At 71.8% G+C, this 14,130-nt stretch carries 15 protein-coding genes; 2 read left to right on the top strand and 13 right to left on the bottom strand.

The window, feature by feature from the left end; all coding sequences use genetic code 11:
• Nucleotides 1-158 precede the first annotated feature (158 nt).
• The 11 genes from ruvB to pgsA form a co-directional block, all read right to left on the bottom strand.
• Nucleotides 159-1,250: a Holliday junction branch migration DNA helicase RuvB gene (gene ruvB / locus ASC99_RS03760; RefSeq protein WP_057228215.1), complete on the bottom strand. Its 1,092-nt coding sequence runs from the start codon at nucleotides 1,248-1,250 to the stop codon at nucleotides 159-161.
• 22 nt (nucleotides 1,251-1,272) lie between these two features.
• A complete protein-coding gene (ruvA, locus tag ASC99_RS03765; RefSeq protein ID WP_057228217.1) occupies nucleotides 1,273-1,884 on the bottom strand; it encodes a Holliday junction branch migration protein RuvA in 612 nt (203 codons plus the stop codon).
• Nucleotides 1,881-2,438: a crossover junction endodeoxyribonuclease RuvC gene (ruvC, locus tag ASC99_RS03770; RefSeq protein WP_057228473.1), complete on the bottom strand. Its 558-nt coding sequence runs from the start codon at nucleotides 2,436-2,438 to the stop codon at nucleotides 1,881-1,883. Before ruvC ends, ruvA begins: the two co-directional genes overlap by 4 nt.
• A 117-nt stretch (nucleotides 2,439-2,555) precedes the next feature.
• A complete protein-coding gene (locus tag ASC99_RS03775; protein ID WP_057228218.1) occupies nucleotides 2,556-3,314 on the bottom strand; it encodes a YebC/PmpR family DNA-binding transcriptional regulator in 759 nt (252 codons plus the stop codon).
• 66 nt (nucleotides 3,315-3,380) lie between these two features.
• Nucleotides 3,381-3,992: a pyridoxal 5'-phosphate synthase glutaminase subunit PdxT gene (gene pdxT / locus ASC99_RS03780; protein WP_057228474.1), complete on the bottom strand. Its 612-nt coding sequence runs from the start codon at nucleotides 3,990-3,992 to the stop codon at nucleotides 3,381-3,383.
• Nucleotides 3,993-4,071: 79 nt separating this feature from the next.
• Nucleotides 4,072-4,983: a pyridoxal 5'-phosphate synthase lyase subunit PdxS gene (pdxS, locus tag ASC99_RS03785; protein WP_057228220.1), complete on the bottom strand. Its 912-nt coding sequence runs from the start codon at nucleotides 4,981-4,983 to the stop codon at nucleotides 4,072-4,074.
• Nucleotides 4,984-5,136: 153 nt separating this feature from the next.
• On the bottom strand, nucleotides 5,137-5,682 hold the full coding sequence (locus ASC99_RS03790; RefSeq protein ID WP_057228222.1) for a hypothetical protein: 546 nt from the start codon (nucleotides 5,680-5,682) through the stop codon (nucleotides 5,137-5,139).
• Nucleotides 5,683-5,693: 11 nt separating this feature from the next.
• Entirely contained in the window at nucleotides 5,694-6,044 is a 351-nt protein-coding gene (locus tag ASC99_RS03795) for a 5-carboxymethyl-2-hydroxymuconate Delta-isomerase (RefSeq protein ID WP_057228224.1), read from the bottom strand.
• Between the two features lie 148 nt (nucleotides 6,045-6,192).
• A complete protein-coding gene (locus ASC99_RS03800) occupies nucleotides 6,193-7,374 on the bottom strand; it encodes a glycosyltransferase family 4 protein (protein WP_057228226.1) in 1,182 nt (393 codons plus the stop codon).
• Nucleotides 7,371-8,255 (bottom strand): phosphatidylinositol mannoside acyltransferase, encoded by an 885-nt coding sequence (locus ASC99_RS03805; protein WP_063856970.1) that lies wholly within the window; start codon nucleotides 8,253-8,255, stop codon nucleotides 7,371-7,373. The genes ASC99_RS03800 and ASC99_RS03805 overlap by 4 nt, the downstream gene beginning before the upstream one ends.
• A gap of 8 nt (nucleotides 8,256-8,263) precedes the next feature.
• A complete protein-coding gene (gene pgsA, locus ASC99_RS03810; RefSeq protein ID WP_057228230.1) occupies nucleotides 8,264-8,902 on the bottom strand; it encodes a phosphatidylinositol phosphate synthase in 639 nt (212 codons plus the stop codon).
• Between the two features lie 203 nt (nucleotides 8,903-9,105).
• Between pgsA and ASC99_RS03815 the strand changes: the two genes are divergently transcribed.
• Nucleotides 9,106-11,085: an elongation factor G gene (locus ASC99_RS03815; protein ID WP_057228232.1), complete on the top strand. Its 1,980-nt coding sequence runs from the start codon at nucleotides 9,106-9,108 to the stop codon at nucleotides 11,083-11,085.
• 148 nt (nucleotides 11,086-11,233) lie between these two features.
• On the opposite strand, the gene ASC99_RS03820 is transcribed toward ASC99_RS03815, so the two are convergent.
• Nucleotides 11,234-11,659 carry a thiol-disulfide oxidoreductase DCC family protein gene (locus tag ASC99_RS03820; protein WP_057228234.1) on the bottom strand — a complete coding sequence of 142 codons (426 nt, stop codon included), beginning with the start codon at nucleotides 11,657-11,659 and terminating at the stop codon, nucleotides 11,234-11,236.
• Between the two features lie 194 nt (nucleotides 11,660-11,853).
• On the opposite strand from ASC99_RS03820, the gene ASC99_RS03825 reads away from it, so the two are divergent.
• Entirely contained in the window at nucleotides 11,854-13,497 is a 1,644-nt protein-coding gene (locus tag ASC99_RS03825) for a hypothetical protein (protein WP_057228236.1), read from the top strand.
• Nucleotides 13,498-13,565: 68 nt separating this feature from the next.
• Here the strand turns inward: ASC99_RS03825 and ASC99_RS03830 are convergent, their stop codons facing one another.
• Nucleotides 13,566-14,126 (bottom strand): HIT domain-containing protein, encoded by a 561-nt coding sequence (locus ASC99_RS03830; protein WP_057228238.1) that lies wholly within the window; start codon nucleotides 14,124-14,126, stop codon nucleotides 13,566-13,568.
• Nucleotides 14,127-14,130 lie beyond the last annotated feature (4 nt).

Raw genomic sequence — 14,130 nt, forward strand, 5'->3', positions numbered from 1 at the left:
TCGGCCCATCAGGTCGAGAGGGGCGGTCCGGCGGAGTCTAAGCGACCCGCTCTGATCGGACAACGCCAAGCATGTCATCCTGCCGCCGTTGGTGGCGACCTTCCGCCTGAACAGTTTGGCCACGACCTGTGTCCGAAACCGGACCGGCCCGGGAGAGATCAGCCGCCGGCCTTGCCGAACAGCTCCGGCTGGCCGGGCACCGCGCCACGCGGGGACTGCGGCGGCGGCACCATCCCGAGGTGCTGCCAGGCGGCCGCCGTCGCGATCCGGCCACGCGGCGTACGGGCCAGCAGGCCCTCCCGGACCAGGAACGGCTCGGCCACCTCCTCCACCGTCTCGGCCTCCTCCCCCACCGCGACGGCCAGCGTGGACAGGCCGACCGGGCCGCCGCCGAACAGCCGGAGCAGCGCGTCCAGCACCGCGCGGTCCAGGCGGTCCAGACCACGGGCGTCCACCTCGTAGACGGCCAGCGCCTGGGCGGCGATCTCCCGGTCCACCACACCGTCGTGCCTGACCTGGGCGAAGTCCCGGACCCGGCGCAGCAGTCGGTTGGCGATCCGGGGCGTGCCGCGCGAGCGGCCGGCGATCTCGGCGGCCCCGGCGGTGTCGATCTGGACGTCCAGCAGGGCGGCCGAGCGGTGCACCACCCGCTCCAGCTCGCTCGGCGCGTAGAACTCCATGTGGCCGGTGAAGCCGAACCGGTCGCGCAGCGGGGGCGGCAGCAGCCCGGCCCGGGTGGTCGCGCCGACCAGGGTGAACGGCGGCAGCTCCAGCGGGATCGCGGTGGCGCCGGGCCCCTTACCGACGATCACGTCGACCCGGAAGTCCTCCATCGCCAGGTAGAGCATCTCCTCGGCCGGGCGGGACATCCGGTGGATCTCGTCCAGGAACAGCACCTCGCCCTCGGTCAGCGAGGAGAGGATCGCCGCCAGGTCGCCGGCGTGCTGGATGGCCGGGCCCGAGGTGATCCGGATCGGGGCGCCCAGCTCGGCCGCGATGATCATCGACAAGGTGGTCTTGCCGAGCCCGGGCGGGCCGCTGAGCAGCACGTGGTCCGGCGTGGTGCCGCGCTTGCGGGCGGCCTGCAGCACCAGCGAGAGCTGCTCGCGGACCCGCTCCTGCCCGATGAACTCGTCCAGCACCTTGGGCCGCAGCGCCGCCTCGACCGCCTGGTCCTCGCCGTCGGCGGTCGAGGCCAGAACCTCATCGGCCCGCAGGCGGTCGGCGGGGTCGGAGTCGTACGGGCTCATCGGGCGGGCTCCTGAGAGTGCGTCAGCGGGTGCGGTTGAGGGTGCGCAGCGCGGCCTTCAGCAGGGCGCCGACGTCGGTACGGCTCTGCGCCTCGGCCTCGGGCGTGACGGCGGTGACCGCCTCGTCCGCCTCGCGCGGAGCGTAGCCGAGACCGACCAGGGCGGCGTGCAGTTGCTCGGACCAGGGGGCCGGACCTGCGGCGATCGGCTTCTGGGCGGGGACGCTGCCGTGCGGGGCGCCGAGCTTGTCCTTGTACTCGAGCAGCAGCTTCTGGGCCAGCTTGGGGCCGATCCGGGGCACAGCGGTGAGCGACTTGGCGTCGCCCTGGGCGACGATCCGGCGCAGCTCGTCGGGGGTGAAGGTGGCCAGCATGCCCAGCGCCATGGTGGCGGCCACCCCGCTGGCGGTGAGCAGCACGTCGAAGGTGGCCCGCTCGTCCTCGTCGGCGAAGCCGTACAGGGTGAGCGAGTCCTCCTTGACGATCAGCGCGGTGGTCAGCCGGGTCGGCTCGCCGATCCGCAGCGCGGACAGCGTGCGCGGGGTGCACTTCACCAGCATGCCGACCCCGCCGACCTCGACCACGGCGCTGCCGGGGGTGATGGCGGCGACCGGGCCCTGGACGAAGGCGATCATCGGCGGTACTCCCTGATCCTGGGGTTGCTCACTGGCTTGCTCGCGGCCTGGCCCGCGACGGCGGCGGCGATCCGGTTGTGTGCCGTACCGCGCCAGATGTGACAGATCGCCAGCGCCAGCGCATCGGCGGCGTCGGCGGGCTTGGGCGGCTCGGCCAGCCGCAGCAGGCGGGTGACCATCGCGGTGACCTGGGCCTTGTCGGCCCGGCCGTTGCCCGAGACCGCGGCCTTCACCTCGCTGGGCGTGTGCAGGGTGACCGGGATGCCGCGCCGGGTGGCGCAGAGCATCGCAACCGCGCTGGCCTGCGCGGTGCCCATCACGGTGCTGACGTTGTGCTGGGCGAACACCCGCTCCACCGCGACGAGTTCGGGCTGATGGGTGTCGAACCACTGCTCCAGGCCCTGCTCGATCAGCAGCAGCCGCTGCCCGATCTCCGCCTCGGCGGGCGTACGGATCACCCCGACCCCGAGCATGGTGAGCGGCCGGCCGGGAGTCCCCTCCACCACGCCGACTCCACACCTGGTCAGCCCAGGGTCAACTCCCAGCACCCGCACCTGTGAACCCATCTCTGTCGTCCGACCTGCGAAGGCTACCGCCCGGGTCGGACAACCGGACGAACGACACCGGCCCGGCGGTCCACTGAGGACCACCGGGCCGGAGAGGCAGCCGAGTTACTCGGCGTCGAGCTGCGCACCGACCTCGTCGCTGATGTCGAAGTTGGCGAAGACGTTCTGCACGTCGTCGCTGTCCTCCAGCGCGTCGATCAGCTTGAAGATCTTGCGGGCGCCGTCGACGTCCAGCGGCACCTGCAGGTCCGCCACGAAGTTGGCGTCGGCCGAGTCGTAGTCGATCCCGGCATCCACCAGCGCGGTGCGGACGGCGACCATGTCGGTGGCCGCGCTGATCACCTCGAAGGAGTCACCGAGGTCGTTGACCTCCTCGGCGCCGACCTCGAGGACGACCTCGAAGACCTTGTCCTCGTCGACCCCGTCCGCCTTCGGGACGATGATGACGCCCTTGCGGTTGAACAGGTACGAGACCGAGCCCGGGTCGGCCATGTTCCCGCCGTTGCGGGTCATCGCGACCCGGACGTCGGAGGCCGCGCGGTTGCGGTTGTCGGTGAGGCACTCGATCAGGACCGCCACGCCGTTCGGGCCGTAGCCCTCGTACATGATGGTCGAGTAGTCGGCCCCGCCGGCCTCGGCACCGTCACCGCGCTTGACGGCGCGGTTGATGTTGTCGATCGGCACCGAGCTCTTCTTCGCCTTCTGGATGGCGTCGTAGAGCGTCGGGTTACCGGACGGGTCGCTGCCGCCGGTGCGGGCCGCCACCTCGATGTTCTTGATCATCTTGGCGAAGAGCTTGCCGCGCTTGGCGTCGATCGCGGCCTTCTTGTGCTTGGTGGTAGCCCATTTAGAGTGGCCGGACATCACCAGCTCCTTTTCGTCGCCAAAGGGAAATGAACAGAAGGGATCTTACCGGTGCCGCGCGCCGCTTCAGCGACCGGCACTCTCGACCATGCGTACGAAGTACTCGTGCACCCGGTGGTCGCCGGTCAGCTCGGGGTGGAACGAGGTGGCCAGCAGGTTGCCCTGACGGACCGCCACGATCCGGCTGTCCGGGCCGTCGGCCGCGGGCAGCTCGGCCAGCACCTGCACGCCGGCGCCGACCGCCTCGACCCAGGGGGCCCGGATGAAGACGCCGTGCACCGGCTCCTCGCCGAGGCCGTCGAAGGCGACCCCGGACTCGAACGACTCGTTCTGCCGGCCGAAGGCGTTCCGACGGACCGTCATGTCGATACCGCCGACGGTCTCCTGGTCGTCCCGGCCGTCCAGGATCTTGTCGGCCAGCATGATCATGCCCGCGCAGGTGCCGTAGACCGGCATCCCGGCCCGGACCCGCTCGCGGACCGGCTCCATCAGGCCGAACAGCAGGGCCAGCTTCGACATCGTGGTGGACTCCCCGCCGGGGATCACCAGCGCGTCGACGTCGGCCAGCTCCTCGGGCCGCCGCACCTCGCGGGCGATCGCGTCGGCCGCGGCCAGCGCGATCAGGTGCTCACGGACGTCGCCCTGCAGGGCCAGCACGCCGATGACGGGGGTACTCACGGTCACTACCTCTTCACGTTGTTGCATGGACGTGCGGCGGCCCGCCGGAGCCGAGGCTGCGGCGGGCCGACCGACGGGACTACCAGCCGCGGTTGGCGTAGCGCTCGCTCTCGGGCAGGGTGTCGCAGTTGATGCCGACCATGGCCTCGCCCAGGTTGCGGGAGGCGTCCGCGATGATCTTCGGGTCGTCGTAGAAGGTGGTGGCCTTCACGATGGCGGCGGCGCGCTTGGCCGGGTCGCCCGACTTGAAGATGCCGGAGCCGACGAAGACGCCCTCGGCACCGAGCTGGCGCATCAGCGCGGCGTCGGCCGGGGTGGCCACGCCACCGGCGGAGAACAGCACCACCGGGAGCTTGCCGAGCTCGGCGACCTCCTTGACCAGCTCGTACGGAGCGCGCAGCTCCTTGGCGGCCGCGTACAGCTCGTTGTTGTCGTAGCCGCGCAGGCGGGCGATCTCGTTCTTGATCTGGCGCAGGTGACGGACGGCCTCGACCACGTTGCCGGTGCCGGCCTCGCCCTTGGAGCGGATCATGGCCGCGCCCTCGGCGATCCGGCGCAGCGCCTCACCGAGGTTGGTGGCGCCACAGACGAACGGGGTGGTGAAGGCGAACTTGTCCGAGTGGTTGACCTCGTCGGCCGGGGTCAGCACCTCGGACTCGTCGATGTAGTCGACGCCGAGCGACTGCAGGATCTGGGCCTCGACGAAGTGGCCGATCCGGGACTTGGCCATGACCGGGATGGAGACCGCGGCGATGATCTCCTCGATCATGTTCGGGTCGGACATCCGGGCCACGCCGCCGTCCTTGCGGATGTCGGCAGGCACCCGCTCCAGGGCCATGACGGCCACGGCACCGGCGTCCTCGGCGATCTTCGCCTGCTCGGCGTTGACCACGTCCATGATCACACCGCCCTTGAGCTGCTCGGCCATTCCGCGCTTCACGCGGGCGGTGCCGATCTGCGGCTGGTCAGCGGTGATGGGGGTGGTGGACACGTGAGACCTCACTCGAAGATGAACCAGTGCTATCGCCCTATCGTAGGCCCGAACCGGCCGCGAACCACGCACCATCCGGGCCAGAAGGGCCTACGGGTTACGACAAAGAGGCTGAACAGCCACCGATTTCACTCGAAATGGGGTCGGCCTCCGTCACGCGGGCGCGCCCTGCGGGGTGAGCGCGAGCGGCGGCTCGTCGTCCATCTCGAAGGCCAGCGGGAACGGCGCCCGCCCGGCCAGCCGGAAGTACCGCACCAGCCGGTGCTCCCGCACCGCCCGGGCCGCCCGCACCGCGTCGTTGTGGAACCGCCGCGCCATCGGCACCCGCCGGACGGCGACGGTCAGCTCCTTCACCGTCTCCGCGCCCCCCGGCACCGCGGTCAGCGCCGCCAGCTGGGCCGGCTCCGCGAAGACCGCGCGCAGCGCCAGGCTCAGCTCGCTCTCGGCCACTTCCCGGTGCTCGTCCTCCGCCTGGCGGGCGGCATGTGACGCCTCGTAGAGCAGGATCGAGGTGGCCGGGTCCAGCTGCGAGGAGGTGGCCAGCTCCAGCGCCACCGCGGACCGCCGCACCAGCTGCGCGTCCAGCGACGCCATCGCGGTGTCGATCCGGGCGTGCAGCCGGTCGAGCCGCCCCGCCGTCCAGCTGAGGTACACGGCGAACAGCGCGACCGCGGCCGCGGCCCAGATCCAGGTAGTCACGGAGCGGTACGCTACCGCGCCGCGAGGTGCCCGAAGCGGTACGTGGCCCGGTCCAGCTCGGTGACCTCGACGCCGTACGCCAACGGCACGGTCACGTACGCCCCGAGCAGGGCCAGCACCCGCCGGGTCAGCTCGGCCCGCTGCTCGGTGCTCCGGCCCGCCAGGATCTTGATCTCCACCAGCACCATCTGCTCGTCCGACGCCCCGTCACCGAGCACGTACTCCACGGCCGGTCGGAACACCGTCTTGCAGGCCGCCACCTCGGTGTCGATCACCTCGGCGATCAGCGGGTGCAGCTCCTTCGCGAAGCCCTGCCGGTCGAAGTCGAGCTCGGCCGAATAATCGACAAGTATCTGCGGCACAACATCCTCCATCTACAACCCAGGGGCTCGGGGCTCTGCTGCTGTGCGGCTCCGCCGCGTGGGCGACGCCGCCCCCAGAAGCGTTCAACTTACGTATCGGGCCAGGCACTTTCGCAGCGACCGAACGCCAGACATCCTCTGCCGAAGGCTAGTCCCGGGCCAGGCCAAGCCGCTCCCGCCAGCCGCCCCGGACGTCCTCGGCGACCGGCGGCCTGCCGTCCGTCACCGTCTCGTACACCGACAGGATGTCCGCCCCCACGGTGGACCAGTCGAACCGGCGGACGTGCCGCGAGGCGGCCTCCCGCAGCTCGGCCAGCCGCTTGGGGTCGGCCAGCAGCCGGACCGCCGCGTCGGCCAGCGCCCCGGCGTCCTCGACCGGGAACAGCTCGCCCGCTTCGCCGCCGTCCAGCACCTGCTTGAACGCGTCCAGGTCGCTGGCCAGCACCGGTGCGCCCGCGGACATCGCCTCGACCAGGATGATGCCGAAGCTCTCGCCGCCGGTGTTAGGCGCCACGTACAGGTCGACGCTGCGCAGCAGCCGGGCCTTCTCCTGGTCGGTCACCATGCCGAGGAACTCGACCTGGGCCCGCACCTCGGGAGCGAGGTCGGCCACCGCCTCCTCCTCGTCGCCCTTGCCCGCGACCAGCAGCCGGACGCCGGGCCGGGCGGCCAGGATCTTCGGCAGCGCCGCCAGCAGCGTGGGCAGCCCCTTGCGCGGCTCGTTGATCCGGCCGATGAAGCCGATCGTGCCGGGCCCGCCGTCGGCCGCGCCGCCCTGCCAGCGCTCGTCCGGTTCGGCGTCCGCGAAGAACCGGACGTCCACCCCGTTCGGGATCACCACCGCGTCGCCGCCGAGGTGCTCGACCAGGGTGCGGCGGGCGTACTCGCTGACCGCGATCCGTGCGCTTATCTTCTCCAGGCCCGGCTGCAGGATCGGCGAGGCCGCGATCATCGCCCGGGAGCGCGGGTTGGAGGTGTGGAAGGTGGCGACCATCGGCCCGGAGGCCGCCCAGGCAGCCAGTATCGACAGGCTCGGCGAGGACGGCTCGTGCACGTGCAGGATGTCGAACTGACCGTCACTCAGCCAGCGCCGGACCCGGGCCGCCGACAGGATGCCGAAGCTCAGCCGGGCCACCGAGCCGTTGTACGGCACGGCGACCGCGCGGCCGGCCGAGACCACGTACGGCGGCAGCGCCGACTCGTCCTCGGCCGGGGCCAGCACCGAGACCTGGTGCCCGAGGGCGATCAGGTGCTCGGCCAGGTCGCGGATGTGGAACTGCACCCCACCGGGCACGTCCCAGTCGTACGGGCAGACGATGCCGATCTTCATCGGGTCCCCTCCAGGTCGGCCAGCCAGAACCGCTGCAGCATGTGCCAGTCCTCGGGGTGCTCGCGGATGCCCTCGGCCCAGATGTCGGCCATCGCCTGGGTCATCGCCGAGGTCTGCTCCCGCTGGTCGCCCTCGGCGGGCGGCCGGACCTCGGGGTGGATCACCCCGCGCATCACCGGGCCGTCGTACCAGAGGGTGACCGGGAGCAGCGCGGCCCCGGTGCGCAGCGCGAGCGCGGCCGGACCGGCCGGCATCCTGGTCTGCTCACCGAAGAAGTCCACCGGCAGACCGGCCTCCGAGAGGTCCCGGTCCCCCACCAGGCAGACCAGCTTCCCCGCCCGCAGCCGCCGGGCCAGCGTCCCGATCACCGAGCCCTGACCACCCGTCAGCGGCAGCACCTCCATGCCCAGGCTCTCCCGGTACGCCACGAACCGGTCGAACAGCGACTCCGGCTTCAGCCGCTCGGCGACCGTGGTGAACGGGTGCCCGACGGCACCGGCCACCCAGGCGCCCGCCAGGTCCCAGTTGCCCATGTGCGGCAGCGCGACGACGGCGCCCCGGCCGCTGCCGAGCACCTCCTCCAGCTGCTCCACGCCCTTGACCTGGCACTGCTCGGCCAGCTGGGCGGTGCTCAGGGTCTGCAGCCGGAAGGACTCCTTCCAGTACCGCAGGTAGGACCGCATCCCGGCCCTGGACAGCTCGCGCAGCCCGGCCTCGTCCAGCTCCGGGCGGACCCGGCGCAGGTTGGCCTCCAGCCGGAGCACACCCTTGCCCCGACGGCGCCAGGTGTAGTCCGCGAGCTGGTTGAACAGCCCGCGCGCCACCGGCTCGGGCAGATGCCTGAGCGCCGCCCAGCCGAGCGCGTACGCCCCGTCGACCATCCGGTCCTTCACGCTGCCGCCTCGGCTTCCCTGGATTCCCGACGTACCGTCAGCATTCGCTGCCCAATCGTCACCAGGCTGCCCACCGCGACCAGCCAGAGCGCCACCGGCAGCAGCCACTCCACGTACGGCACCCCGAACCCGTGCAGCCCGGCCACCCCGGCCGCGACCAGCGTGAGCACCAGCCGCTCGGCCCGCTCGACCACCCCGGAGACGTTCACCGGGAAGCCCAGGCTCTCGCCCCGCGCCTTGGTGTACGAGACCACCTGGCCGCTCGCCAGGCAGCAGATCGCCACCGCGCAGAGCAATTCGTTGTCGCCCTGGCCTGCGTACCAGAGCGCCAGACCACCGAAGATCGCCGCATCGGCGACCCGGTCCAGCGTCGAGTCCAGGAAGGCACCCCACCGGCTGGACGTACCGGCCTGGCGGGCCATGTTGCCGTCCACCAGGTCGGAGAAGATGAACAGGGTGATCGTGATGGTGCCCCAGAAGAACTCCCCGCGAGGGAAGAACACCAGCGCACCCGCGACCGACCCGGCCGTCCCGACCAGCGTCACCGCGTCCGGACTCACTCCCCAACGGAGCAGCAGCGCGGCGAACGGCGTCAGGACACGTGTGAAGAAGGCACGTGCGTACTTGTTGAGCATGGCCTTCCGGACCGCCCCGATCTCACGGAACCCGCCCCCACCCAGCGGGCGGCGGGCGGCCGAGCGGATCGGCCCGCCCGGCTGGACAATGGTATCCACGCCGCTCGCACGCTCTGCCGCCCCACGCCCGTGAGCCGGGATCCGGCCCGACCGGCCGCCACTCAGGGCAGTTGAGGACCTACCCACCGTCACCGGAGGCCCCCATGCCGGACCGGACAGCCCCGCCGCCACCCCCCGTCCCGGACTCCGGCCGGCTGCGCAACGTGGTCCTGATCGGCACCGCCGGGTCCGGCAAGACCACCCTGGCCGAGGCCCTCGCGCACGCCGCCGGCGCGATCGGCCGGGCCGGCACCGTCCCGGACGGGAACACCGTCTCCGACCACGAGCCGATCGAGCACCAGCAGCAGCGCTCCGTCCAGCTCGCGCTGCTCCCGCTGGCCTGGCGCGACTGCAAGATCAACCTGCTGGACACCCCCGGCTACGCCGACTTCGCGGGCGAACGCCGGGCCGGGATGCGCGCCGCCGAGGCCGCCGTGCTGGTCGTCTCGGCCGCCGAACCGGTCGGCCCCACCGTGCTCGCCCTCTGGCGCGAGTGCCGCGCGGCCGGCCTGCCCACCGCGATCGCCCTCACCCACGTGCACAGCGCCGAGTCCGTGACGGCCTGTCAGGAGGCCTTCGGCGAGGGCCACCCGGACACCGTCCTGCCGCTCTGTCTGCCCGCCTTCCGGGACGGCCGCCTCACCGGCTCGGTCGAGCTGCTCACCGGCCGCACGTACGGCGAGGCCCCGGACCCCGACCCGACCGCCCGGGGCGCCCTGGTGGAGGCCATCGCGGGCGAGGACGACACCCTGCTGGAGCGCTGGGTGGCCGGCGAGGACCTCGATCCGGCCTCGCTGACCGCCGCGCTGCGCCGCGAGCTCGGGCAGAACACCGTGCACCCGCTGGTCTGCACCGCCGCCCCGCTCGGCGCCGCCGAACTCCTCGACCTGATCGTGGACGCCTTCCCCAGCCCGCTGGACCGCACCGACCGCACCGACCAGCTCCCGCCCGCCGACCCCGACGCCCCGGTGGTCGCCCAGGTCGTGCACACCGGCGAGGACCAGTACGTCGGGCGGCTCAGCCTGGTCCGGGTCTTCTCCGGCACCCTGCGGCCCGACACCGTCCTCGGCGAGGACCGGGTCACCGCGCTCACCAGCCCGTTCGGCCACCACCAGCGGCCCGTACCGCTCGCCCTGCCCGGCGACCTGGTCTGCCTCGCCAAGCTCGGCCACGCCCGCACCGGCGACACCCTCAGCACCGACGGCGTCGAGCTGGACCGTTGGCCGCAGCCCGAGCCCCTGCTGCCGACCGCCGTCGAGGCCCACAGCAAGGCCGACGAGGACCGGCTGGCGCAGAGCCTGGCCCGGCTGACCGCCCAGGACCCGGCACTGCGGGTCGAACAGAACCCCGACACCCACCAACTGGTCCTCTGGTGCACCGGCGAGGCCCACCAGGCGGTGGTCCTGGACCGCCTGCGCACCCGCTACGGCGTGCACGTCGACACCGTCCCGTACCAGGTGGCCCTGCGCGAGACCTTCGCCGGCACCGGGACCGGGCACGGCCGGCACGTCAAACAGTCGGGCGGACACGGCCAGTTCGCGATCTGCGACCTGACGGTGGAACCGCTGCCCGGCGGCGGTTTCGAGTTCGTCGACAAGGTGGTGGGCGGCGCGGTGCCCCGCAACTTCGTCCCCTCCGTCGAGAAGGGCGTCCGCAGCCAGTTGGCCAAGGGCGTCCTGGCCGGCTACCCGGTGGTCGACGTCCGGGTCACCCTCACCGACGGCAAGGCCCACTCGGTCGACTCCTCCGACACCGCCTTCCAGACCGCCGCCGCACTCGCGCTCCGCGAGGCCGCCGACAACGGCGCGGTACGCCTGCTGGAGCCGGTCGACGAGGTCCGGGTACTGCTGCCCGACGAGTACCAGGGCGCGGTCCTGAACGACCTCTCGGCCCGCCGCGGCCACGTCCTCGGCACCGAACCGGGCGGCCCCGGCCTCAGCCTCCTCCGGGCCGAAGTCCCCGAGCTGGAGCTGACCCACTACCCGGTGGACCTCCGCTCGCTCTCCCACGGCACTGGCACCTTCTCGCGCAGCTACGTACGCCACGCACCGATGCCTCCGGCCCTCGCGGCGCAGTACCAGTAGGCACACGAGCTGGTGGCACACGCCAGGGGCTCGGGGAACTGCGAGGAGATCTGGCGCTCGGGTCACTGCGAAAGTTCCTGGCCAGCTACGCGGGTGCAGCGCTCCAGAAGTCGGCGTCGCAGTTCCCCGAGCCCCTGGATAGTGCAACTTAACGTCTGGGGAGCGAGCAGGCCGGAGTGCCGCCCGGCAGCCGGTGACGGTTCCGGGCCACCCAGCGGTAGCCGAGTGCAGCGAGCGGGCGGACCGGTGCGAGGGTGAGCAGTGCCCCGAGGTAGGCCCAGGCGCCGCCGCTCCGCATCAGCAGCCGGGCCGCCGCCTGTGCTCCGCCGTACACGTCCCCCCGGGGTGTCAGCCAGAGCACCTCCTGCTCGGCCCGCTCCCAGCTGATCAGCCCGGCCCCGCCCGCACGGGCGTCCAGCGCCGCCAGGTCGGCGAACTGGAACGGCACCGCCTCCCAGTCCGCCGAGGAGAGACTCGCGCGCAGATAGCGCTCGGCGAACTGCACACAACTGCTGCAGAACGCGCAGTCCCCGTCGAAAATCAGCACCGGATCGTTCGTTGGTCCCTCGCTCATACCCCGATCCTGCACCATCGGCCCCGCCCGAACCGGTGCAGCCCCGCCCACAGGATCGAAGCAGTCCGAAAGTGGGCACGATCCCTCCGTGACCATCGCGTACCCGAAGTGACGGCTGTTCAGACGATCATCCGCGCGGTGCACCGGTCGCACGGTAACCTGCCGCTGACACAACGGGAGGAGGGGAGGCCGCCGTGACCAAGCTCGACATGACCCCGGGCGCGCAGATACCCCGTACGGACGTCGGGCCGCAGACCGCGGTCACGCAGTTGCTCTCCTCGGCGGCCTACCGGGACACCGAGGTCGAGGCGCTCGCCGGGCTCGCAGGCGTCAAGCTCAAAGAGGGCAAGTTCTTCAAGCTGCTCCGGCCCAGCGCCGGTGAGGCGTTCAGCCGTGCCGTGCTCGACCGCACCCTCGGCAAGGGCCGCCTCCCGCTGGTGCCCTCGTTCGGCACCGACACCCGGATGGTGGTCGAGCACTGCCTGGCCGCCCAGGAGCTGCGGGACGCCCGCGACCGCGAGCTGATGGTGGTCACCATGCTCACCGGGGTGCTCTTCCTGCCGGGCACGCTGATCTGGCTCGCGGTGTTCTACGGCCGTGCCTACTTCAAGAAGTCCTCTCCCGGCCGGGAGGGCTTCTACAACACCGTGCTGGTGCTGCTCGCGATCGGGCTGGCCGCGCTGCTCGCGCTCCGGCCTCCGGTGGCAGGTCCGTTCGGGCTGTACTTCCGGGTGATGACGCTGGCGCCGGTGCTCGGCTGGTTCCTGGCCAAGCGGATCTGTCTGCGCAGCACGGTCGAGCTGCGCGAGCGCTGGGGCGCCCTGGTGGCGGGCAGTGCGCTGGCGGCCACCGTGCCCAAGGCGGTGCCCCGGGACGACCTGGACAAGAAGGCGGCCGGGCTGCGCGCCTCGCTGGAGCGGCTGACGGTCGAGCAGGAAACCAACGTCCAGCACTACGCGGGGGCGAAGGGCCTGCTCGGCGCCGGGATGCGCTGGGGTGACTTTCAGGTGGTGGAGGAGCTCCGCCCGGCCGAGGGCCAGGTGGACTTCCGGGCCTTCCACCCGTGGGATCTGGCCCGCCGGATCACCACCAGGCTGGGCTCGCTCGGCCAGAGCGAGGTGGCGGGCGGCGGGATGCCGCACGTCGCGGTCCAGCAGTGGCTGGTGATGGACATCCCCGAGGGCGCGGACGAGATCGGCCGCCCGTCCGGTCCTGACATGGACGGCTACCGGATGCGTGACTTCGCGCTCCAGACGATCGCCAACCGGCAGACCCTGGGCACCGACAGCCGGCATCGGACGTCGGCCCAACTGGTGCTCCACAAGGGCCAGTTGGTGTCCACCGTGCTGATCGGCGTGACCGTGATGAACAACACCCTGCGGGTCTCGGTCTCCGGGCACGCGCTCGGCCCGCTGCACTCGCTGTTCACCGCCAAGCCGAAGCCCAAGGAGCTCAAGGTCCCGAAGACCGGCAAGTTCTGGGAGGAGCGCACCGTCATCCTCCCGCTGGTGAACAACGACGACGTGGTCCGGCAGGCGCTGCGCGCACCGTTCCACAAGTTCCCCACCCTGCTCAGCTGGCTGGGCGGCTCGGTCGGGCTGCCGGAGCCGTTCTCGCTCCGCGGTGCCTGGGCCGACCGGACCTGGACCAGCCGGTTCAAGTCGGACGACGTGCTCTTCAGCGCCACCCCGGTGGTCAACGCGGTGATGGCCGCCACGGTGGAGTTCCTGGCCGAGCACGATGTCAACGTCGACCGGTTCAGCAACCGGATCGGCATCCTCAAGTCCGAGATGCAGGGCGTCCGCCCGTTCAAGGCCGACAACTACGACGCGGGCTGACCGGTACGACAGTGGGGCCGCACCGACCGGTGCGGCCCCACTGCCATGTCGTCAGGACTGCCGGGTCGTCAGCTCTGCGGCCACGCCTCGGCGAGCATCTTCCGGGTGTCGGCCAGCAGTTGGGGCAGCACCTTGGTGTGGCCCACCACCGGCATGAAGTTGGTGTCCCCGCCCCAGCGCGGCACCACGTGCTGGTGCAGGTGCGCGGCGATCCCGGCCCCGGCGGCGGCGCCCTGGTTCATCCCGATGTTGAAGCCGTGCGCCCCGGAGGCGGCGCGCAGCGCCGTCATGGCCCGCTTGGTGTAGTCGGCCAGCTCGGTGGTCTCGGCCGCGTCCAGCTCGGTGTAGTCCGCCACGTGCCGGTACGGGACCACCATCAGGTGGCCGCCGTTGTACGGGTAGAGGTTGAGCACCGCGAAGACCGAACCGCCCCGGGCGATGATCAGCCCGTCCTCGTCGCTGAGCGCGGGGATCGAGCAGAACGGGCAACCGTCGTCAGGTGCGGGCCCGGTGGGCTTGTTCTCGCCCTGGATGTACGCCATCCGATGGGGCGTCCACAGGCGCCGGAAGCCATCCGACTCCCCAACGCCCCGCTGCAGTTCCGGCTCACTCGTCATGCTGATCAGCATATTC

It is taken from the genome of Kitasatospora sp. Root107 (assembly GCF_001424875.1).
Classification (GTDB): Bacteria; Actinomycetota; Actinomycetes; order Streptomycetales; family Streptomycetaceae; genus Kitasatospora.